Annotated in this window: 18 protein-coding genes and 1 tRNA gene; 8 read left to right on the top strand and 11 right to left on the bottom strand. The window is 61.9% G+C overall.

The window, feature by feature from the left end; all coding sequences use genetic code 11:
* Positions 1-61: 61 nt before the first annotated feature.
* From T370_RS0114150 to T370_RS0114130, 5 genes are all read right to left on the bottom strand, one after another.
* A complete protein-coding gene (locus tag T370_RS0114150) occupies positions 62-766 on the bottom strand; it encodes an ABC transporter ATP-binding protein (RefSeq protein ID WP_005028560.1) in 705 nt (234 codons plus the stop codon).
* The gene (locus tag T370_RS0114145; RefSeq protein ID WP_029436090.1) at positions 759-1,565 is read right to left on the bottom strand and encodes an ABC transporter ATP-binding protein; all 807 of its coding nucleotides are present in this window, start codon (positions 1,563-1,565) and stop codon (positions 759-761) included. The genes T370_RS0114150 and T370_RS0114145 overlap by 8 nt, the downstream gene beginning before the upstream one ends.
* Positions 1,562-2,806 (bottom strand): ABC transporter permease subunit, encoded by a 1,245-nt coding sequence (locus tag T370_RS0114140; RefSeq protein ID WP_029436089.1) that lies wholly within the window; start codon positions 2,804-2,806, stop codon positions 1,562-1,564. The genes T370_RS0114145 and T370_RS0114140 overlap by 4 nt, the downstream gene beginning before the upstream one ends.
* 10 nt (positions 2,807-2,816) lie before the next feature.
* Positions 2,817-3,725: an ABC transporter permease subunit gene (locus tag T370_RS0114135; RefSeq protein ID WP_005028566.1), complete on the bottom strand. Its 909-nt coding sequence runs from the start codon at positions 3,723-3,725 to the stop codon at positions 2,817-2,819.
* Between the two features lie 225 nt (positions 3,726-3,950).
* Positions 3,951-5,066 (bottom strand): branched-chain amino acid ABC transporter substrate-binding protein, encoded by a 1,116-nt coding sequence (locus T370_RS0114130; RefSeq protein WP_029436088.1) that lies wholly within the window; start codon positions 5,064-5,066, stop codon positions 3,951-3,953.
* A 279-nt stretch (positions 5,067-5,345) separates the two neighbouring features.
* Here T370_RS0114130 and ispE point away from each other — a divergent pair, with 279 nt between their 5' ends.
* The 5 genes from ispE to pth all read left to right on the top strand — a co-directional run bounded on the left by ispE (position 5,346) and on the right by pth (position 8,942).
* On the top strand, positions 5,346-6,221 hold the full coding sequence (gene ispE, locus T370_RS0114125; protein WP_029436087.1) for a 4-(cytidine 5'-diphospho)-2-C-methyl-D-erythritol kinase: 876 nt from the start codon (positions 5,346-5,348) through the stop codon (positions 6,219-6,221).
* Positions 6,222-6,253: 32 nt separating this feature from the next.
* A tRNA-Gln gene (locus tag T370_RS0114120) sits at positions 6,254-6,329 on the top strand.
* A gap of 44 nt (positions 6,330-6,373) precedes the next feature.
* Complete coding sequence (locus tag T370_RS0114115) at positions 6,374-7,309, top strand: ribose-phosphate diphosphokinase (protein ID WP_005028573.1); 936 nt, start codon at positions 6,374-6,376, stop codon at positions 7,307-7,309.
* Between the two features lie 241 nt (positions 7,310-7,550).
* Positions 7,551-8,129 (top strand): 50S ribosomal protein L25/general stress protein Ctc, encoded by a 579-nt coding sequence (locus T370_RS0114110; RefSeq protein WP_005028575.1) that lies wholly within the window; start codon positions 7,551-7,553, stop codon positions 8,127-8,129.
* 216 nt (positions 8,130-8,345) lie between these two features.
* A complete protein-coding gene (gene pth, locus T370_RS0114105) occupies positions 8,346-8,942 on the top strand; it encodes an aminoacyl-tRNA hydrolase (protein WP_029436086.1) in 597 nt (198 codons plus the stop codon).
* 386 nt (positions 8,943-9,328) lie between these two features.
* Here the strand turns inward: pth and T370_RS0114100 are convergent, their stop codons facing one another.
* The 3 genes from T370_RS0114100 to T370_RS0114090 all read right to left on the bottom strand — a co-directional run bounded on the left by T370_RS0114100 (position 9,329) and on the right by T370_RS0114090 (position 13,088).
* A complete protein-coding gene (locus T370_RS0114100; protein WP_029436085.1) occupies positions 9,329-10,330 on the bottom strand; it encodes a bifunctional riboflavin kinase/FAD synthetase in 1,002 nt (333 codons plus the stop codon).
* A 3-nt stretch (positions 10,331-10,333) separates the two neighbouring features.
* Positions 10,334-11,176, bottom strand: coding sequence for a DsbA family protein (locus T370_RS0114095; RefSeq protein WP_029436084.1), 843 nt, complete (start codon positions 11,174-11,176; stop codon positions 10,334-10,336).
* 190 nt (positions 11,177-11,366) lie between these two features.
* Positions 11,367-13,088 carry an FAD-dependent oxidoreductase gene (locus tag T370_RS0114090; protein ID WP_029436083.1) on the bottom strand — a complete coding sequence of 574 codons (1,722 nt, stop codon included), beginning with the start codon at positions 13,086-13,088 and terminating at the stop codon, positions 11,367-11,369.
* A gap of 525 nt (positions 13,089-13,613) precedes the next feature.
* Between T370_RS0114090 and T370_RS0114080 the strand changes: the two genes are divergently transcribed.
* Complete coding sequence (locus tag T370_RS0114080; RefSeq protein ID WP_029436081.1) at positions 13,614-13,976, top strand: Hpt domain-containing protein; 363 nt, start codon at positions 13,614-13,616, stop codon at positions 13,974-13,976.
* A 258-nt stretch (positions 13,977-14,234) separates the two neighbouring features.
* Here T370_RS0114080 and T370_RS0114075 read toward each other — a convergent pair whose 3' ends face one another.
* Both T370_RS0114075 and T370_RS0114070 read right to left on the bottom strand, forming a co-directional pair.
* The gene (locus tag T370_RS0114075) at positions 14,235-15,668 is read right to left on the bottom strand and encodes a carbon starvation CstA family protein (protein ID WP_029436080.1); all 1,434 of its coding nucleotides are present in this window, start codon (positions 15,666-15,668) and stop codon (positions 14,235-14,237) included.
* Between the two features lie 230 nt (positions 15,669-15,898).
* A complete protein-coding gene (locus T370_RS0114070) occupies positions 15,899-17,272 on the bottom strand; it encodes a glycerate kinase type-2 family protein (RefSeq protein WP_029436079.1) in 1,374 nt (457 codons plus the stop codon).
* Positions 17,273-17,534: 262 nt separating this feature from the next.
* Between T370_RS0114070 and T370_RS0114065 the strand changes: the two genes are divergently transcribed.
* Both T370_RS0114065 and T370_RS0114060 read left to right on the top strand, forming a co-directional pair.
* On the top strand, positions 17,535-18,530 hold the full coding sequence (locus tag T370_RS0114065; RefSeq protein WP_005024870.1) for a D-2-hydroxyacid dehydrogenase: 996 nt from the start codon (positions 17,535-17,537) through the stop codon (positions 18,528-18,530).
* 84 nt (positions 18,531-18,614) lie between these two features.
* A complete protein-coding gene (locus tag T370_RS0114060) occupies positions 18,615-19,352 on the top strand; it encodes a class I SAM-dependent methyltransferase (RefSeq protein ID WP_029436078.1) in 738 nt (245 codons plus the stop codon).
* Between the two features lie 225 nt (positions 19,353-19,577).
* On the opposite strand, the gene T370_RS0114055 is transcribed toward T370_RS0114060, so the two are convergent.
* Positions 19,578-19,961: a cupin domain-containing protein gene (locus tag T370_RS0114055; RefSeq protein ID WP_009733362.1), complete on the bottom strand. Its 384-nt coding sequence runs from the start codon at positions 19,959-19,961 to the stop codon at positions 19,578-19,580.
* Positions 19,962-20,018 lie beyond the last annotated feature (57 nt).

The raw sequence follows: 20,018 nt of genomic DNA, 5'->3' as shown, positions 1-20,018 counted from the left end.
GGGGGAGGGGAGAGGGAACCTTTTTCCAGAAAGGTTCCCTCTCCCCTCCCCAATATTTCCATTACATCCCCAAATACGCTTTCTGCACGGCGGGATCCGTGAGGAGCTTGTCGGCGGAGTCTTCCATGACGATGCGGCCGTTTTCCATGACGTAGGCGCGGTTGGCGATGCGGAGCGCCTGGTTGGCGTTCTGCTCGACGAGGAAAACGGTGGTGCCGTCGGCATTGATTTTTTCGATGATGGAAAAAATCTGCTGGATGATGATCGGCGCGAGGCCGAGGGAAGGCTCATCAAGCAGGAGCAACGTCGGACGGGCCATAATCGCGCGGGAGATCGCCAGCATCTGCTGTTCGCCGCCGGACAGCGTGCCGCCCGTCTGGGCGCGGCGCTGGGCGAGGATGGGGAACAGGTCGAAAATGTAGTCGAGGTCCTTTTTGATGTTGTCCTTGTCGTTGCGGAGGAAGGCCCCGAGATCCAGATTTTCCTGCACGGTGAGATCGGGGAAGATCAGACGGCCTTCCGGCACCTGGCTGATGCCGAGCGCCACGATTTTGTTCGGCCTGAGCGTGTGGATGGGATGCCCCCGGAAGAGGACTTCGCCGCTGCGAGGAGGCGTGCCGCCGCAGATGGTCATCAGCGTGGTGCTCTTGCCCGCGCCGTTGGCCCCGATGAGCGTGACGATTTCCCCTTCGTTGATGCGTATGTTCACGTCCCGGAGGGCCTGGATGTTGCCGTAGAAGGTGTTGACGTTGCGAAGCTCAAGCATGGTCGGACTCTCCAAGATACGCCTTGATGACGCGGGGGTTCTCGCGCACTTCCTGCGGCGTGCCCATGGCGATTCGGGAGCCGTATTCCATGACGTAGATGCGATCCGAAAGGGACATGACCATGCCCATGTCGTGCTCGATGAGCAGGATGGACAGGTCGAACTCCTTCCGCAGGTGCAGGATGAGCGACTTGAGTTCGAGGGTCTCCTGAGGGTTCATACCCGCGGCGGGTTCGTCGAGCAGCAGCACGGCGGGATCGGTCGCCAGAGCGCGGGCGATCTCCAGACGGCGCTGTGCTCCGTAGGGCAGGTTCCGGGCCTCGTCCTGATAATGCATGTTCAGGCCCACCTCGCGCAGCAGTTCATAGCTGCGGTCGATGGTAGCCTGTTCTTCGGCCTTGGTGCGCGAGTCCTGAAAGACCGCTCCGGCGATGCCCGCCGACGTGCGGCAATGGCGTCCGATCATGACGTTTTCGAGCACGGTCATGGTCGGGAACAGGCGGATGTTCTGGAACGTGCGGGCCATGCCGAGCGACGTGATCTCGTTGGGCTTCATGCCGTTGAGGGGCGTGGAGCTGGCGGGCTTGCCGTTGCGCTCGGGCAGGTGAAGCTGGACGGTCCCTTCGGTGGGCAGATAGATGCCGGTGATGCAGTTGAAGAACGTGGTCTTCCCCGCGCCGTTGGGGCCGATAAGCGCGACGATTTCTTGCCGGTTGATCGTGAGATCCACCTCGTTGAGCGCGCGCAGGCCGCCGAAATTTTTGGACAGGTTGGTTACTTCGAGCACAGGGGTGTTCATGCCTGGCCTCCCGTGGCAGGAACGTCGAAAGCCGACTTGGAGCTGTCGATCTTGTCCTTGTTCGTGATCTTGTACGTGCGTTTCTCGCCGGAAATGAGGCCCTGAGGACGGTAAATCATCATGATGACCATGACCGCGCCGAACAGGAGCATACGGTATTCGGAGAACGCGCGCAGGTATTCGGGCGCGAGCACCAGAATGGCCGCCGCGATGGTGACGCCGAGCACGGAACCCATGCCGCCGAGCACCACCATGGACAGGACCATGGCCGATTCCATGAAAGTGAAGCTGGCGGGGTTGATGAACGTGGTCTTGGCCGCAAAGATGACCCCGGCGAACCCGGCCCAGCAGGAGCCGAGCGCGAAGGCCGAGAGCTTCACCTTGGTCAGGTCGATGCCCATGGCCTCACAGGCGATTTCGTCCTCACGCAGAGCCTGAAGGGCAAGGCCGATGCGGGAGTTTTTGAGGCGCCCCACGACGATGATGGTGACGACCACGGCGGCGAGGACGATGTAATAAATGTAGTTTGTCGCTTCGGTTACGCCCATTTCCATGCCGAACAGGGAGGGGCGGCTGAGGTTGGACAGGCCGAAGGAACCTTTGGTCACGCTGGTCCAGTTTTCCAGCACGAGGCGGATGATTTCACCGAAGCCGAGGGTCACGATGGCCAGATAGTCGCCCTTGAGCCGCAGGACGGGGAAGCCGAGCATGAGGCCGAACAGGGCCGCCATGATGCCGCCCACGGGCAATACGGCCCAGAAGCCGAGGCCGAAATAGGTGTTCAGCAGGCCGTAGGTGTAGGCGCCCACGGCGTAGAACGCCGCATAGCCGAGCACGAGCTGCCCGGCGAGGCCGACCACGATGTTCAGGCCGAGGCCGAGCATGATGTAGATCAGCGCCGAGATCATGATGTTGATCTGGTACATGGAGCTGATGTACGGCATGACGAGCATCAGGACTGCGATGAGGCTGAGGCAGGTATAGCGGGGCTTGGGCTGCCGGACGCCCTCAAGCGCGCGGGCGAACAGCGAAGGGCCGGTGGAAACCGCCCCGCGGGCCTTGCGTTCCATGCTCCAGCGCCAGAAAATGGAAAGCACGAACGCGCCCACGCCGATGGAAGCCATGTTTTCCCAGCGGAACAGGATCGTGTCGTTGAGAGCGTCCACCTTGAGGACGACAAGCGGGAAGGTAAGCGCCATGAACCATACGCTGACCATGAGCGCTCTTAAAATCATGTTCATGTCGGCCCCCTTAGACCTTTTGAACCTTGGGCTTTCCGAGGATGCCCGCCGGACGGAAGATGAGGATGAGCACCAGCAGGGCGAAGGCGAGGGCGTCTTCGTAGGCGCTGGAGATATAGCCGGTGGCGAAGCTTTCGCACAGGCCGAGCACAAGGCCGCCGACCATGGCGCCGGGGATGGACCCGATGCCGCCGAGCACAGCGGCGGTGAATGCCTTGATGCCCGCGATGAAGCCGATGAAGAAGTTCACCTGTCCCACGTGGTTGGCGATGAGCACGCCGCCGATGGCGGCCAGCGACGAGCCGATGATGAACGTCAGCGAGATGATGCGGTCGGCGTCGATGCCGAGCAGCATAGCCATCTTGCGGTTCTGCGCGGTGGCGCGCATGGCCTTGCCCATCTTCGTGTACTGGATGAACAGCGTGAGCGCGACCATCGTGACGAGGCTGGTGACGATGATCAGGAAATCGCTGGTGCCGATGATGTGGGAAATGGGATCCAGAAACTCAAAGTCGGTGATGAGCTGCGGAAAGGCCACGAAGTCGGACGTCTGAGCCAGGCTCACATAGTTCTGGAGGAAGATCGACACGCCGATGGCGGAGATGAGGGGCGAAAGCCGGGGAGCGCCGCGCAGGGGGCGATAGGCGATCTTCTCGATGGTGTAGCCGTAGGCCGCGCACCAAATCACCGCAGCTAGGGCGGCGATGACGATGATGCCCGCCGCCGGGAATCCCATGATGCCGAGCGCACTCGCCACGATGAGCGCGGTGAACGCGCCGATCATATAGATTTCGCCGTGAGCGAAGTTGATGAGCTCGATGATCCCGTACACCATCGTGTAGCCCAACGCGATGAGCGCGTAGATGCTGCCTCTGGTGAGTCCGCCACAAAAGAGTTCGACGAAATATTGTAAATCCATTGGCCCTGCTCGCTGGTTTCTCCGGTGAACCGCCGGCTCAGGGGAATGCCCCGTCCCGCCCGCCTCAGCGTCCGCGGGAAGCCCGGAAAAATCGTTTAGTAAGAAAGACAGCCGCCCGTCAGGATGCCGCCCCGCAACGTGCGGTTCACCCTGCACCTTCCGACGTGTCCCGGAAGATGCAGGGTGAACATTGGCGTCATACCCGAAAAAGGGAATGACGTATCGTTACTTTAGTTCGACGAACTTGCCGTCCTTCACTTCGTAGATGGAGAAGCCGATGCCTTCGGCGTCGCCCTTGGCGTCAAACTTGATCTTGCCGAGGGGGGTGTCCACCATGTGCGTGCGGAGGGCTTCCATGATCTTCTGGGAGTCGGTGCTGCCGGCGGCCTTGATGGCTTCAAGCAGGGCGACCGTCGCGGAGTAGGCGTTGTCATAGAAGGCGCCCGGCTCGGTGCCGTACTTCTTCTTATGGTTTTCGTGCGCCTGGATGTTCATGGGCAGCTTGGACACGTCGGTGGGGCCGGTGGCGTAGACGCCTTCGGCGTTCTTGCCGGCGACCTTGATGAACTGTTCGTCCTTCACGCCGTCGGGGCCGATGAAGGGAATGTCGATCTTCTTTTTGGCAAGCTGCTGGACGAGCTTGGAAGCTTCGGGATGGTAGCCGCCGAAGATGATGCCGTCAGCGCCGGCCTTGCGGATCTTCTGGATCACCGCGCCGTAGTCCACGGCGCCGGGGGTGATGCCTTCTTCAAGGACGATCTGGACGCCGCCCTTTTCGAGCATTTCGCGGGCATAGTTCACGAAGCCGCGGCCGTAGTCGCCCTTGTCGTGCAGGAGGGCGACCTTCTTCAGGCCGAGCTTGTCCTTGGCGAAGGAGCCGGCGAGGTGGCCGGACACGTCGTCGGAGGCGATGGTGCGGAAGAAGTAGGGGTGGTCGCCCTTCTGGGTCAGCTCAGGCGTGGTGGCCGACGGAGAAATGGACACGATCTTGGCGTCGTTGTAGATCGGCAGGGCGGCCTTGGTCGCGCCGGAACAGATGGAGCCCATAACGGCCACGGCGCCTTCGGAAAGGACCTTGGTGGCGGCGTTGGTGCCGAGTTCGGGCTTGCACTGGTCGTCTTCGGCGATGATTTCGATCTGTTTGCCGAGAATGCCGCCCTTGGCGTTGTATTCGTCGGCGACGATGCGAGCCGCGTTAAGGCTCGGCATACCGTAGGAAACGAGGTCGCCGGAGTGTGCACCGGGAACGCCGATTTTGATCGTATCGGCAGCATGCACCGGGGCGGTCATGGCCATGATGGCCATACCCGCAAGAGCTGCTTTCATCCATGCGCGTGCCATAAAGAAACCTCCCCCTCATTCATAGGGATAGTTGGAGTTATCGGACAGGCTCGCCTGTCCGAAGCCGTCCATGCCGAAAAGGGAGCGTGGGGCGAAGCGATGCCGAGCCTCCGTTTTTTCGGATGAACCCCTGTTAGACATCGGTTTTAGTGCCATGACTGGACAGGGCTTGTCAAACGTTCGTAGGCGAAAGATGATAAAAGAAAATCGGAAGATATAAATTGATCAGACAAACAGCGCGACACGCGCCGGGAGGGCGTCGGGGTGGATGACGGAACGATGGAAACGGCGGCACTGCGGATCGGATGCAAGGTGAACCTGACCCTGCGGATTACGGGGGTGCGCCCCAACGGATGGCATGAGCTGGATACGGTATTCCTGCCGCTGGACGAGCCGTCCGACACGCTCAGGCTTGCCCTGAGGCCGGGAGGCGGGCTGGCGCTCCACTGCGCGGAACCGGGCATTGATCCGGAAAACAACACGCTGACCAAGGCTTACCGCCTGTTCGCCGAGGCTTCGGGCTTCCGTCCGGGCGTGGAGGCCGTGCTGGAAAAAGGCATCCCGCACGGGGCCGGGCTCGGAGGGGGGAGCGCGGACGCGGCGGCGCTGCTTGGATGGCTGAACGCCCGCGCGCCCGAACCTCTGCCCTTGCCGGAGCTCGTCGGGCTGGCCGCCCGCATCGGCGCGGACGTGCCGTTTTTTCTGTATAATGTCCCCTGCCGGGCCTCGGGCATCGGCGAACGGCTCGTCCCGTGCCCCGAGTGGCTGGACGCGGCGGGCGTCGCCGGGGCGGGGCTCGTCCTGCTGTGCCCCAGGGAGCGTGTGTCCACGCCGTGGGCCTATGCGGCATGGGATGAATGGAACAGGCCATTGACAGAAGCGCGTAATGGCGCTATAAACCGTGCCTCTCAGAAACCTCTCGACGGGGCTTCCTCCATCCATTGGCTTGAAAACAGTTTTGAGCCGCCGGTTTTCGAGGCCTTCCCCCGTCTTCGCCGACTCAGGGAGCAGCTCCTGCGGCAGGGAGCCTTCGCCGCCGTCATGAGCGGCAGCGGCTCTTCCCTCTTCGGGCTCTTCCGGGATGCGGGCACCGCCTTCCGGGTGGCGGAGGGGTTCCGGGAAAAAGACGTGGCTGCTTATAGCCACGCATTGTAAGATTTCCACCTTCAAGGAAATCTTTGTCACGCTGGGGTGTAGCCAAGCAGGTAAGGCAACGGGTTTTGGTCCCGTCATTCGAGGGTTCAAGTCCTTCCGCCCCAGCCATTTTTTTGCGCTTTAGAGGTTTCTTAACCGGAAGGCCTCCCCCTATGTACGGTGATCTCAAGATTCTGACCGGCACCTCGAACGCTCCTTTGGCTCAGGCCATTTGCGAGCATCTCGGCTGCCAGTTGACCCCCGCCCTGTGTGAGAAGTTCAGCGACGGCGAAAGCCGCATCGAAATCAGCAGCAGCGTCCGCGGCGACGACGTGTTCGTCATCCAGCCGACCTGCGCGCCCGTGAACTTCAATCTGATGCAGCTCTGCCTCATGCTCGACGCGCTCAAGCGCGCCAGCGCGGGCCGCATCACCGCCGTCATCCCCTACTACGGCTATGCCCGTCAGGACCGCAAGGTCAGCCCGCGCGCGCCCATCAGCGCCAAGCTCGTGGCCGATTTCCTGTCGACCGCCGGTGCGAACCGCGTGGTGACCGTGGACCTCCATGCCGGACAGATCCAGGGGTTCTTCAACTGCCCTGTGGACAACCTGTTCGCGTCTCAGGTGCTGCTCGAACCCTTCATGTCCATGAAGGGCGAGATCGTGGTGGTTTCCCCCGACGCCGGCGGCGTGGAACGCGCCCGCTCCTTCGCCAAGCGCATTGAAGCGCCCCTCGCCATCATCGACAAGCGCCGCGACCGCCCCAACCAGGCGACCGCCACGCACGTCATCGGCGATGTGGACGGCAAGATCGCGGTACTCGTGGATGACATCATCGATACGGCAGGGACGATCTGCGCCGGAGCCGAAGTCCTGCTCCGCGAAGGCGCCCGCGAAGTGTACGCCTGTGCCACGCACGGCGTGCTTTCCGGCCCCGCCCTCGAGCGGCTCAACAACTCGGTGTTCACCAAGGTCGTCGTCACCGACACGATCCCGTCCGGTGAACGTTTGGACGTGTGCTCGAAGCTGCAGGTCGTTTCCGTGGCCAGCCTTCTCGCCAAGAGCATCCACAACATCCACACCGGGTCGTCCGTAAGCGTGCTGTTCTAAAGCGGATTGCCTTTGAAATGCTGAACATTTCAAAGGTGCCGTTCTGCCGGAAAACATCGTTTTCGGTAGAATCAGCGCCGTGTTGCGGCGCGCCGAACCAGCGTTCGGATTGGAGCGTTTCGCTTTTGAAACGTTCCGGGCGAACGGAAAGAAACCTCTCCGGCGTCCTCCGGGGCACCGGCTCATCTCAGCGAATCTACCACCACGGCTTTTTTCCCGTGGAAGGGTAAGGAGAACATCCATGTCCGATCTCAAAGTGCTCAGCGTGCAGAAGCGCGCCGGTCTCGGCAAGGGCGCCAACCGCCGCGCCCGTCAGGAAGAACTCATCCCCGGCGTGTTCTACACCGCCAAGGGTGAAAACCTGCCCGTGCAGATGTCCGTTCGCTCTTTCGCGAAGCTTTTCTCTCAGGTTGGCCGCACCACCGTGTTCAACCTCGAGATCGAAGGCGACGGCACGCATCCCGTGCTGATCTGGGCCACGCAGCGCGACCCGATCACCAGCCGCTTCACGCACATCGACTTCTACGGCGTCGATCTCGACAAGCCCGTGAAGATCACCGTTCCGGTCGAATTCACCGGCGTTGCCCGCGGTACCAAGGTGGGCGGCAAGCTCGAAACCTACCGCGAACAGATCCAGCTCATGGCGAAGCCTCTCGATATGCCCGCCAAGGTCACCATCGACATCTCCGGCATGGATGTGGGGACCACCATCCAGATCGCCGACGTGAAGCTTCCCGAAGGCGTCAAGGCCGCTTATGACAACAACTACGCCATCGTGTCCGTGCTGATGCCCGGCGGCGATGACGCTGCCGCTGAATAAGCGCATTGTTTGGGAGTGGAAGGGAGCGTCCTCACTTAAGGCATTCCTCTCCACTCCCTTGCCTCCTTTCCCTGTCGACATGTTCGGCATCCCGTTGATGCCGTAGGAAAGGGGCTGCCCCGCATGGGTTGAGGGAACGAATTGGCGAGGAATCCGGTGGATTCCTTTTTTTGTGGCCTGCGTCCGTCAGGCCGGAAGTTTTCCGAGAGGTTTGATATGGCTGTCGCCGGACTTATCGTGGGCTTGGGCAATCCGGGCAAGCAATACGAATCGACCCGTCACAACATGGGGTTTTTGTTTGTGGATGAACTCTTGCGCGAGGCGAAAAATGTTTCCTCCATGTCAGGGGACAAGTTCCGCTGCGAGCTGTGGAAGGCGGCCCTTCCGGGCAGCCCGGACCAGTGGCTTATCGCCAAACCGCAGACCTTCATGAACCTTTCCGGCGAATGCGTACAGCCTCTCGCGGCGTGGCACCGTCTTCTGCCCGAGAATATCCTTGTCGTGCACGACGAGCTGGATATCGCGCCGGGCCGGATGAAATTCAAGAAGGGCGGGGGCAATGCCGGGCACAACGGTTTGAAGTCGATCACGCAGCGTCTCGGCACGCCGGATTTCTACCGCCTTCGCCTCGGCATAGGCCGTTCCCCGCATGGTGGCGAGGACACCGTGAACTGGGTCCTCGGGCGGCTCAGTCCCGAGGCGCAGGACGCCTTCCGCAAGCAGCTTCCCGCCGCGCTGGAGGTTGTCCGTCTTTTTGCTGAAGGGAACATTCCCGCCGCCACGCACGCGGCGAACGCGTTCGTGATTGAGTGAAATTGGAGGGGGGAAGGAGAAACTTTCTTCAGAAAGTTTCTCCTTCCCCCCTCCAAACCTCCCCCCTTCCTCTTCAAAGACTTTTGTAAGTGGGGCAGATCTCGGCTGCGGTTTCTTGACAGCCTATGCGTTGGCGTGAGTTTCCCGGCGATCTCCTCTTGGAAACGCAGTGGTTTTTATAATATATTGTTTTTTATAATTAATATTCTAAAATAGGAAACATCTGGCGTCGACAGGGCGCCCGTAGAAGAAACGGTTCCGGAGCCAGCGCAAGCTGGATGCGGAACCGTTTCTTCTACGGGCGTTGTGCCGGGGCCCGGGGGCGGCTCGCCCCCCGGACAGGGTCAAGGGGCGGTAGCCCCTTGCCGCCGGAGGCCTCAGCCTCTCTATTCCCCCGTAACCGTTTCCAGTATTTTCCGTGCCTGCTCGGCGTCCTTTTTGATCTGGGCGACGAGGGAGTCGGGGCCGGTAAAGGTGACTTCGCCGCGCAGGCGTTCGACGAAGGCGACTTCAAGATGCTTGCCGTAAAGATCCGCGTCGAAATCAAGCAGGTGCGTCTCGACCGTGAGCGCGCCCGGCCCGAAGGTCGGGTTGTACCCGATGTTCGTCACCGCCGGATAGGTGTTTGAGGTGGGATGCGCCGGATCGAAGACAAAGGGGAGCCCGCTCCCGGCGGATTCCGACGGCGTGGCAAGCGTCACATACACGCCGGGCTTGGGGAGCATGGTCGGCGTGGGGGCGAGGTTCGCCGTGGGGAATCCGAGCAGGCGCCCGCCCCGGTTTTTGCCGTGGATGACTTCGCCCTGCACGCTGTACAGGCGGCCGAGCAGGCTGCTGGCTTCCCAGACCTGCCCCTGATGCAGCAGCTCCCGTATGCGCGTGGAGCTGACCACTTCGTCGTGCACGGAGAGCGCATCCATCCGATCGACGTTGAAGCCTTCGGCTTTGCCGAGCTGGGCGAGGACTTCGGGCGTCCCGGCGCGGCCCTTGCCGAGGGTGAAGTCGTAGCCGAGGAGCAGCTCGCGCATGTTCAGCGTGCCGAGAAGAATCCGGCGCACGAAGGTTTCCGGCGACATGGCCGCGAATTCGGACGTAAAGACCACAAGCATCACAAGCGCCATGCCGGAGGCTTCCAGCAGTGCAAGCCGTGCCTGCGAGGTCGTGAGGCGCGGAGGCGCGTATGGCGTCAGTACTTCAAGGGGATGCGGGTTGAACGTCATGGCGACGGGAAGCGTTCCCGTCGCGGCCGCGCGTTCACAGGTCATGGCAAGAAGCGCCTGATGCCCCAAATGGACGCCGTCGAAATTGCCTACCGTCACAGAGGTCCCCTGAGAGAGGTCCAGCGGCAGCGGCAGATCAAGCGCATCGGGATTGCGGGTGATGATCATGCGTTACTTCTGCCCGGACGGAGCGGCCTGCAAGGCCATGTTGATGGCTTCCTTGAACAGATCGGAAGACAGCGCGCCACGGGCCACAAGGTTGTTGATGAGGAAATACGGGGTCCCCTGCACGCCTATGCGCTGGCCTTCGGCAATGTCGGCGTCCACTTCGGCGCGCACGTCCTTGCGCTTCACGTCGGCGGCGAGCTTCTTCATGTTCAGCCCGGCGTCCTTGGCGGCGTTCACGATGGCGGGTTCGCCGTCCTTGAGCACGTCGGCGCGGCGGGCGAAGAGCAGGTCATAAAACTTCCACGCCAGTTCCGGATCCTGACGGGCGGCGGCGACGTGGTATTCGGCGGCGAGGCGGGCGGCGCCGGTGGTTTCCAGCGGGAAGTGCTTGAAGACGTATTTGATCTTGCCCTGATTTTCCTTGAGGACCTTTTCCATCGTCCCGGCGGCCTGCTGGCAGTAGGGGCAGGTGAAATCCGAATAGGCCACGATGGTCACGGGCGCATCGGCGGCCCCGCGGAACGGGCGGTCCTTGATGTCCACTTCTTTGGGCTGGTTCAGCTCAGCCTTCCACTGGGCGATCAGGCTTTTGTGGCGGCGCTGGTTGGAGCCTTCCTGAGCGATGTCGAGTACGGCCTCGCTGTTTTCGCGCAGGACGCTGAGCAGCAGGTCAGGGTTTTTCTGGAGGGTTTCGCGCAGCAGTTCCGCAAAATTGTCCGTGGTGACGGCGCTTGAGGCCGCGTAGGACGGGGTGGCGGCGGACGCCCATTTGTTGGACAGGAACAGCAGGTAGGCGGTCAGAATGAGCCAGATGATGAGAAAAGCCCAGAGTATTTTGCGTTTCATGGAGGTTTCCTTGATAGCTGGATTCGAAGAGAGAGCGTGCATACGAACTTCCTTGTTTTGCCGGGCAGTTTACCGGGACAGAGGAGCTGTGGCAAGGGCACGATAAAGGCAAAAAAAGACGGGGAAAAGCGAAAATGGAACGCTTTTCCCCGTCCTGCGTCGTTCGAAGGGGAGGCCCCTCAAACCGTCTTTACATGTTGTCGCCGCGCTTGATGAGCGCCTGCATGCCGCCGAGGGCGTTCACCACGTCGGTCACGCCGTGGTTGTGCAGGTACAGCATCACTTCGTAGGAGCGCAGGCCGGTGTTGCACACGAGGGCCACCGGGCGATCCTTGGGGATGGAGTCGAACTTCGCTTCAATGTCTTCCAGCGCGATGGCGTGCCATTCGCCGGGATACTTGGCGGCGGTGGCGTTGCCGGCCACGGCGGGGCGGGCGTCGGCGAAGAAGACGTTATTGTTGGCGCGATCCTTCCAGAGTTCGCCGAATTCCTTGGAAGAAATGGGCTTAAGCTGGCCGGAGAGGATGTTGTCGGCCACGTTGGCCACGGCGTTTACGGCGTCCATTGCGGAGGCGAAGGGCGGGGCATAGGCGATTTCGGCATTGGCGAGATCGTCGATGGTGGGCTTGCCGAACTGGAGCATGGTCGCCACGGCGTCGATGCGGGCCTTGAGGGCGTCGCCGTCTTCGCACACGCCCTGAATGCCGAGCACGCGTCGGGTTCCGCGTTCGACCACGAGTTCAAGAGTCATCATGTGCTTTTCAGGGTAGAAATGGGCGCGGTCGAGCTGTTCGAGGCTGGCGGAAATGGCGTCGAACCCGAAAGCTTTGGCACGTTCGATGGTCAGGCCCGTGCCGCACGCGGACATCTTGAAGATTTTCACGCACCACGTTCCCACGGCGCCTTGGAAGGCGGCCGCCTTGCCGTCGTCGCTGGCGGCGTTGGTGCCGATGACGCGGCCCTGCCGGTTGGCGAGGGAGCCGAGCGCCAGCACGAAGGGCTTGCCGGTGATGAGGTTCGGAATGGCCACGCAGTCGCCGCCCGCATAGATGTCGGGATCGGAGGTCTGCATGTATTCGTTGACGAGGATCGCGCCGGTGCGTTCCTCAAGATCGAGCCCGGCGGCGCGGGCCAGCGCTGTGTTGGGCGCGAAGCCGGTGGCGAAGATGACCAGATCGGCGTCGAGGGTGCGCTTGTCGGTCACGACGCGGGCCACAACCCCGTTTTCACCTTCAAGGCGCTGCACTTTTTCGCCGGTATAGACGTCGACGTTGTGTTCTTCGAGGTCATGCCTGACCATATCGGACAGGCTGGCGGACATGACGCCGGGCATGGCCTGCGGCATGAATTCCACCACGCTGGTCTTGATGTCCCACATGTCGGCGAGGGCCACGGCGATTTCCATGCCGATGAACCCGGCGCCGATGACCACGGCGTTCTGCACGCTGCCGGAAGCGCAGGCCTTGCGGAGCGCGTCGGCGTCCTCAAGGTTGTTCGCGCCGCCCACGTTTTTGAGGTCGCGGCCTTCGACCGGGGGCACTTTGGGAGTGCTGCCGGTGGCGATGATCAGGCGGTCGTAGGGGAGCGCCTTCTCTTCGCCCGTGACCAGGTTCTTGGCCGTCACGGTCTTGGAGGCGCGGTCGATGGCGGTCACGCGGGTCTGGTTCAGGGTATGCACGCCCTTATGCTCGAAATACTCGGGGGTGCGCACGGTCCCGTAGGTCGTGGAGCGCAGGGCGTCCAGCGAATTGATTTCGCCGGAAACATAGTAGGGGATGCCGCAGCCGCCGAACGAAATATTGATGTTTTCGTCGATCATGGTCACGTTGGCCGTGGGATCAAGCCGTTTCAGGCGGCTGGCCGCCTTGGGGCCGAGGGCCACGCCACCGATGACGATAACGTTTCTGGACATATTTCCTCCCTTCCTGAAAACAGGGGTAAAGGTACAAGAAAGTCGGTTTTTGGCATACACGCTTCCCTGCGAATGCGCAAGGCGGGGATAGAATTACATCGGTTCCGTACGGATTGCGGCAAGAAACCTCTGCTCCCGATACGTTCCGAAGCCGTTTTCCCCCGGCGGAACCAGCCGGGGATGAAGCTTTCCGCACTCAAGGGGCAGCCCAATGAAACGGTTTCAAGGCCAAAGCAGCATCCGGAGGCCATGCCCGTGCGGAGCGCATTCCTTGAGGCGTCCGCCCCGGAGAGACGGATGCCGTACTTCCTTTCAATAAGGCGTTTGCGGCGAAAGACAACGGGACGGCATCCATCAGAAAAAGCGGAGAGAAGAGTGAACGCGGATCCGAGGCGTATGCCCGCTTTTTCGGCGGGTTCCGACTTGATCGGCCCCGCCGTGGGGCTTCAAGCCGAGAAATGAGACATTGCAAAGGGATGGCATGTTTGGCATAATCTTCCCACAGTATTTCACTGAGGGGGAAATATGTCGGATAGGGAAACTCAGCCGGGGAGCATTATTCCCGGCGTTGATTGGGAATCCGGCGTCAAGCGCCTGATGGGAAACGAACAGCTCTACCGGAAATTGCTGGCGAAATTCGCCGCGTCGTATGGGGATGCGGCAGGGCGGATTCGTGATGCCCTGAGTGCCGGTGATCGCCAGACGGCTCATAATGAACTGCATACGCTTAAGGGCGTGACCGCCAATCTTTCCCTCGCTCCTCTGGCCGATCTGGTCCTTGCGGCGGAACAGGCCGTCAAGCACGACGATACGGAACACGAAAACGAATGTATCGACGCCATGAGCCGTGAGCTGGATGCCGTCATCAAGGCCCTGAGCAAGCTGTAACAATTTGACCTTTATGATAAATACAAGCCCTCGCCCGAACTTTCCGGAGAGGGCTTTCTCTCTCTCTCTCTCTCTCTCTCTCTTCCTGCCTTTCCATTGCCTTTACCAAATAAAAAAAGAGCCGAAGCTCCTTTTCCTGAAAAACAGGGAAATCCGTGAACAGAGATTCGATAAGCGCGAAAGTCTTGGGAGAGGATGGGGTGGGGTGTGGGGAGGGGAACCTTTCTGGAGAAAGGTTCCCCTCCCCACATGCTTTTTCTAGCAACTCGCTTCGTTCTCAAGCTCGGGCATACGCTTGCCGCGAGAAAGGAACAGCACCAGCGAAGCGGCGGCCGAGGCGATGCCGATGAGCGTGGACATCTCGACGGACATGCCGAACCCGATCTTCGCGTAGCAGAGATAGGAGACGCACACCACGGTCATGAAGGCCGCCGGAAGGGTCGCTATCCAGTGGAAGCGCTCGCGGCGGGCAAGGTAGACGGCGATGGCCCACAGGGTCACGCAGGACATGGTCTGGTTGGCCCAGCCGAAGTAGCGCCAGATGACCGCGAAGTCCACGAAGGTCAGGGCGATGCCAGCAGTGAACAGCGGAACGGCGATCATCAGGCGCTTGCCGATGGGGCCCTGATCGATGCGCAGGGTATCGGCCACCAGCAGGCGGGCGCTGCGGAACGCCGTGTCGCCCGTGGAAATGGGCAGCACCACCACGCCGAGGATGGCGAGCATGCCGCCGATGGGGCCGAGCAGGGCCATGGAGATTTCCTGAACCACCAGCGTGGGCGTCCCGGCCTTGATGACCGCGCCGAGGGCTTCGGGCGATTCGTAGAAGGACAGGCCAAGCGTCACCCAGATGAGCCCAAGGACGCCTTCGGCGATCATGGGGCCGTAAAAGAGCATCCGGCCGTGCTTTTCGCTTTCCATGCACCGGGTCATGAGGGGCGACTGGGTGGCGTGGAAGCCGCTGATCGCGCCGCAGGCGATGGTGATGAACAGGAGCGGCCAGATGGGAAGGCCGGTCGGGTCGGTATTCACGAAAAAGTCGGTGTTGGGCAGAACGGGGCGGCTGCTGAGCATGAGCGAACCGGCAAGCCCGAAGGCCATTACCAGCAGCAGGACCGAGAAGAAGGGGTAGATACGCCCGATGATGGTATCGATGGGCATGATCGTGGCGAGGAAGTAGTAGGCGAAGATGAGCGTGGCCCAGAAGGGCAGGCCGAAACTCGTCAGGTTGGCGAGCAGGGCGGCGGGGCCGAGCACGAACACCGCGCCGACCATGATCATGAACGCGATGGCGAACACTTCCATGAAGCGGCGGACGCCGGTGCCGAGGTTGCGCCCGATGATCTCGGGATAGGAAGCTCCGCCGTAGCGCAGGGACATCATGGCCGAACAGTAGTCATGCACCGCGCCGCCGAAAATGCAGCCGAACACGACCCAGAGCAGGGCGGAAGGCCCGTACAGCGCCCCAAGGATGGGGCCGAGCACCGGGCCGAGCCCGGCGATGTTCAGAAGCTGGATGAGAAAAATCTTGTAGCGGGGCAGTTCAATGTAGTCTACGCCGTCGCGCCGGCTTTTGACCGGCGTGAGACGCCCGAAATCAGCTCCGAACACTTTTTCCACGAACGCGCCGTACACGAAGTACCCGCCGAGCAGCAACGCGAGGCTGCCCCAGAAATACCATAAACCAGACATGATCTCCTCCCATATCTGTTGAACCCGCGGGGCCGTTTCCGCCCCGGAGACCGGAAGGACGGTATGCCGTTCCTGTGCGTTTCGCTCCTCGCTTGTCCGCATCCAGCGCTTTTCCGGGACGCCCCGTCCCGGACCCCGTCCTGACCCGCCGGTCATGAACGAGAACGATTACTCTCCTTTTTTCGCCTTGTACATAGCCGAAAAGACCTAAAAAGAGTTTTCTGCTCCTGTTATTTCGGCCTGACCAGCATGATGGCCATATCCATGACATTGGTGCGCGTGGGGCCGGTGCGCAGGAGGGTTCCGGCCTTGAGCAGCAAGGGGTAGCTGTCGTTGGCGTCGAGGCTTTCTTTCGGGTGCAGCCCGATGGCGCGCAGCCGTGCCAGATCGCCGCTGAAGGCGTAGCCGCCCGCCGCGTCCGTGGGGCCGTCCGTGCCGTCGGTCCCCACGCAAATGAGGTCGATGCCGCGGTCGTCCGCCAGTTCCAGCGTGGCGGCGAGCGCCATTTCCTGATTGCGCCCCCCCTTGCCGCTGCCCCGGATGGTCACCGTGGTTTCGCCCCCGGCGAGCAGGCAGAGCGGCGCGTCGCCGGGACGCAGGCCCGCTTGTGCGCGGCGGGCTTCGGCAACGAGTTGCGCCGCCGTCCGCCGGGCTTCGCCGCTCATGGCCGTCGTGAGGATGCGGGGCACGAAGCCGCACCGCGCGGCCTCGTCCGCCGCCGCTTCCAAGGCCTGTTTCACCGAGGCCACGAGCACGTTGCGGACGCGCCCGAAAGCCGGTTCGTCCGCCTTCGGCGTTTCCGGGGTGCGGCCTTGGAGCCCTCCTTCGATATGTGCCCAGATCGATTGCGGCATTTTCCAGCGCAGGCCGTAATGCTCCACTACCCGCAGGCAATCGGCGAAGGTGCTCGGATCGGGCACGGTGGGGCCGGAGGCGATGACGTCAAGGTCGTCGCCCACCACATCGGATACGATGAGCCCGAGCACGGTGGCCGGGAAGGCCGCGCGCACGAGGCTGCCTCCGCTGAAGCGGGAAAGGTGTTTGCGCAGCGTATTGATCTCATGGATTGTCGCTCCGCATTCCAGCAGCATACAGGTAAGCCGCTGCATGTCGGCCAGCGGGATTTCCGGATGCAGGGCGGGGGTAAGCGCGCTGGCCCCGCCTGTAAACGTGCACAGGACGAGATCGTCCTCGCGGCTGTCCCGGGCCATGTCCACGATTTCGCCCGCAGCCGCCGCGCCCGCCTCATCGGGGACCGGGTGTCCGCCTTCCTTGATCCTGATGTGTCTGGTCCGTTGCCCTTCCGGCAGATCGTGCCCGTATTTGACGATCACGAGCCCGTCGCTGATACGGTCGCCGAGCAGGTTTTCCAGCGCAGCCGCCATCGGGGCCGCGCCCTTGCCCGCGCCGAGCACGCGGATACGGCGGTAGGCGTCGAGGCGGCCCGACCACGCGGGGGCTCCGTATTCGTCGATCAGGGTCAGTTTGCCTCCATCAAGGTGAAGGTGGCGCAGTACGGCCCCGTCGGGTGCTACGGCGCTCAGGGCCGCGTCCGTGAGGCGGCGCAGTTCGGAGGCTGCTTGGCAGGGGGGCAGATCGGTCATGGTGCGGCTCCTGTTGTGTTGGTGGAGAGGAGAGACGGGGGAGAAGGCATTGGGGAGGGCAGCAGTCAAGATTTGGAAAGTCAGTAAAGGTGGCCTGTTGGGAAAGAGCGTTTTTGAGGGCCGGGCAAGGGGATGTCCGGAACGCGCTCGGAAGCGTGAGCTTTTCTTTTGGCTCAGGCCGGGGCTCTTGTCAAAGGGTGAACGTATCCGGTATCCTCTTCGTTCCTTTGAACATCAACCGAACATCAATCGGAGCGGTGCCATGAAAATCGTTGTTCTTGACGGCTATACCCTGAATCCCGGCGACAATCCGTGGGACCCGCTGGCGGCGCTCGGCGATCTGACGGTGTATGACCGCACCAATCCTGAAGATGTGCTGGAGCGGAGCCGGGGCGCGGAGATCCTGATCACCAACAAAACCCGCTTGAATGCGGACACGCTGGCGGCCTTGCCGGACCTGCGCTGCATCGGGGTCATCGCCACGGGGTACGACGTGGTGGATATCGCTGCGGCGGGCAAACGGGGCATCCCGGTGATGAACGTGGTGAACTACGGCACGGAAGCCGTGGCGCAACATGCCTTCGCCCTGCTGTTGGAACTGTGCCGCCGCACGGCCCTGCACGACGCGGGCATCCGCTCCGGGCGCTGGGCCGCCGGGCCGGACTGGTGTTTCTGGGATACGCCGCAGGTGGAGCTTTCGGGCAAGGTTATGGGCATCCTCGGTTTCGGGACCATCGGGCGCCGCGTCGCCGAACTGGCGCACGCGTTCGGCATGAAGGTGATTGCCGCTTCCGCCCGCAAATCCGCCGCCGAATTGTCGGCCTCTTCCGCTCCCGTATCTTTCCCTGTCGAATTTGTGGAGATGGACGAACTGTTCCGCGCTTCGGACGTGCTGTCCCTGCATTGCCCGCTGACGGATCAGACCCGCGCCATCGTCAACGCCGCCAACATCGCTTCCATGAAGGACGGGGCCATCCTCCTGAATCTTGCGCGCGGGCCGCTGCTCGACGAGGCCGCCGTCGCTGAGGCCCTCGCATCCGGAAAGCTTGGCGGGCTCGGCGCGGACGTGGTGTCCGTGGAGCCCATCGCGCAGGACAATCCGCTGCTGGCCAGCCCCAATACCCTGCTGACTCCGCATATCGCCTGGGCCACCCGTACCGCCCGGCAGAACATCACCCGGATCATCGCCGAGAACATCGCCGGGTGGATGGCGGGCCAGCCCAAAAGCGTGGTGAACAAGGCCTATCTGAACGGATAAATGACAGGGGGAGCCGAAGGGCTCCCTTTTTTAACCCCGCGCTTCCCCTTTGGACGAGGAGGCGTTGGCCAACCGGAAGACACAATGAAAGAGAATAAATACGACGACCCGACGTTTTTCGGCAAATACAGCTGGATGCCGCGCTCAAAGGAAGGGCTTGCCGCCGCCGGGGAGTGGCATGTGCTGCGGAGGATGCTTCCTCCGTTAGAGGGCAAGCGGGTGCTTGATCTGGGCTGCGGCTTCGGCTGGCATTGCCGGTATGCCGTCGAACAGGGGGCTGCCTCCGTGGTGGGCGTCGACCTGTCCGAAAGGATGCTGGCCGAGGCCCGGGCCATGACGGATTCACCCGCCATCCAGTACCTGCGTATGCCGATTGAAGCTATCGATTTCCCGGCGGACTCGTTCGATGTGGCGATAAGCTCTCTCGCCTTCCACTATATCGAGTCGTTCGGCGGCCTGTGCGCCAAGGTGAACCGCTGCCTCTCCGCCGGAGGGCGCTTCGTCTTTTCCGTGGAGCATCCGGTATTCACCGCGCAGGGATCGCAGGAATGGTATTGCGACGCGCAGGGGAATCATCTCCACTGGCCCGTGGACAGCTATTTTTCCGAGGGCGTCCGCAAGGCCGGTTTCCTCGGCGAAGAGGTCATGAAGTATCACAAAACCCTGACGGCCTACGTCAACGGACTTCTCCAGAACGGATTCGAATTGCTGGAACTTGTGGAGCCGCAACCGGAACCTGGCCTTTTGGAAGCCTATCCGGAAATCATGCGGGATGAACTCCGCCGTCCTATGATGCTGCTCGTGTCGGCCCGGAAGCGCTGACCCCGCCTTCCGGCTCCAGAGCGTCCGCGTTGCGCCTGTTCTTGGGCTGATGCGGGCGGGCTGTTTTGCCCCATAAAGGAGAGGCGATCCCAAGGGATCGCCTCCCGCCCTTTCAGCAAAGGACCACGGGAGGTTCCCCTCCCTTATTTTTCAAGGCTTCTGGCTGCATCGAAGGCCCCGTCGCGGCGTTGCAGTGATGCGGCCTCGGCCCGGCGATGGAGCGGCTTACAGCCAGCTCGGTTTGCTGCCGGATTCCGTCACGACCGCGTCGCTCATGGTGAAGCCTTCAAGGCTGCCCGCCTTGGCCTGAATACAGATGAAACGCATGGCGCTGTCGTCCGCCGCGCGCAGGCAACGTTCCCCCTGCGGGTCAATGCGGAAGCAATCCCCTTCCTTCAGCGGCAATTCTTCCCCGTCGATGTACAGCATCCCCTTGCCCTCAAGGATGAGGTAGACTTCCTCATTCTGGGTATGGTGATGCACAAAGGGCACGCTGGCCCCGGCGGGCAGGGTGTTGCAGGACACTTCCGCGCCCGTGAGGTTTAGGAGGTCGTGCAGTTCGCCGCGGTTTCCCTTCATGTCGATATGCGCCAGTTTGTACTGAGCCATGATTCGTCTCCTATTTAGTTTGATATCGAACTAATCAATCCGAAAAAAGGGCGGTTG

The organism is Bilophila wadsworthia ATCC 49260 (genome assembly GCF_000701705.1).
GTDB lineage: Bacteria > Desulfobacterota > Desulfovibrionia > Desulfovibrionales > Desulfovibrionaceae > Bilophila > Bilophila wadsworthia.
The sequence above is the reverse complement of the archived record's forward strand: the minus strand, read 5'-3'. Positions and strand labels throughout refer to the sequence as shown.

Coding starts and splice junctions, on each gene's coding strand:
- T370_RS0114075 (WP_029436080.1), bottom strand. CDS start 15,668: ATGTCTGGTTTATGGTATTTCTGGGGCAGCCTCGCGTTGCTGCTCGGC.
- T370_RS0114115 (WP_005028573.1), top strand. CDS start 6,374: ATGTACGGTGATCTCAAGATTCTGACCGGCACCTCGAACGCTCCTTTG.
- T370_RS0114110 (WP_005028575.1), top strand. CDS start 7,551: ATGTCCGATCTCAAAGTGCTCAGCGTGCAGAAGCGCGCCGGTCTCGGC.
- T370_RS0114090 (WP_029436083.1), bottom strand. CDS start 13,088: ATGTCCAGAAACGTTATCGTCATCGGTGGCGTGGCCCTCGGCCCCAAG.
- T370_RS0114070 (WP_029436079.1), bottom strand. CDS start 17,272: ATGACCGATCTGCCCCCCTGCCAAGCAGCCTCCGAACTGCGCCGCCTC.
- T370_RS0114055 (WP_009733362.1), bottom strand. CDS start 19,961: ATGGCTCAGTACAAACTGGCGCATATCGACATGAAGGGAAACCGCGGC.
- T370_RS0114095 (WP_029436084.1), bottom strand. CDS start 11,176: ATGAAACGCAAAATACTCTGGGCTTTTCTCATCATCTGGCTCATTCTG.
- pth (WP_029436086.1), top strand. CDS start 8,346: ATGGCTGTCGCCGGACTTATCGTGGGCTTGGGCAATCCGGGCAAGCAA.
- T370_RS0114080 (WP_029436081.1), top strand. CDS start 13,614: ATGTCGGATAGGGAAACTCAGCCGGGGAGCATTATTCCCGGCGTTGAT.
- T370_RS0114135 (WP_005028566.1), bottom strand. CDS start 3,725: ATGGATTTACAATATTTCGTCGAACTCTTTTGTGGCGGACTCACCAGA.
- ispE (WP_029436087.1), top strand. CDS start 5,346: ATGGAAACGGCGGCACTGCGGATCGGATGCAAGGTGAACCTGACCCTG.
- T370_RS0114140 (WP_029436089.1), bottom strand. CDS start 2,806: ATGAACATGATTTTAAGAGCGCTCATGGTCAGCGTATGGTTCATGGCG.
- T370_RS0114060 (WP_029436078.1), top strand. CDS start 18,615: ATGAAAGAGAATAAATACGACGACCCGACGTTTTTCGGCAAATACAGC.
- T370_RS0114145 (WP_029436090.1), bottom strand. CDS start 1,565: ATGAACACCCCTGTGCTCGAAGTAACCAACCTGTCCAAAAATTTCGGC.
- T370_RS0114130 (WP_029436088.1), bottom strand. CDS start 5,066: ATGGCACGCGCATGGATGAAAGCAGCTCTTGCGGGTATGGCCATCATG.
- T370_RS0114065 (WP_005024870.1), top strand. CDS start 17,535: ATGAAAATCGTTGTTCTTGACGGCTATACCCTGAATCCCGGCGACAAT.
- T370_RS0114150 (WP_005028560.1), bottom strand. CDS start 766: ATGCTTGAGCTTCGCAACGTCAACACCTTCTACGGCAACATCCAGGCC.
- T370_RS0114100 (WP_029436085.1), bottom strand. CDS start 10,330: ATGATCATCACCCGCAATCCCGATGCGCTTGATCTGCCGCTGCCGCTG.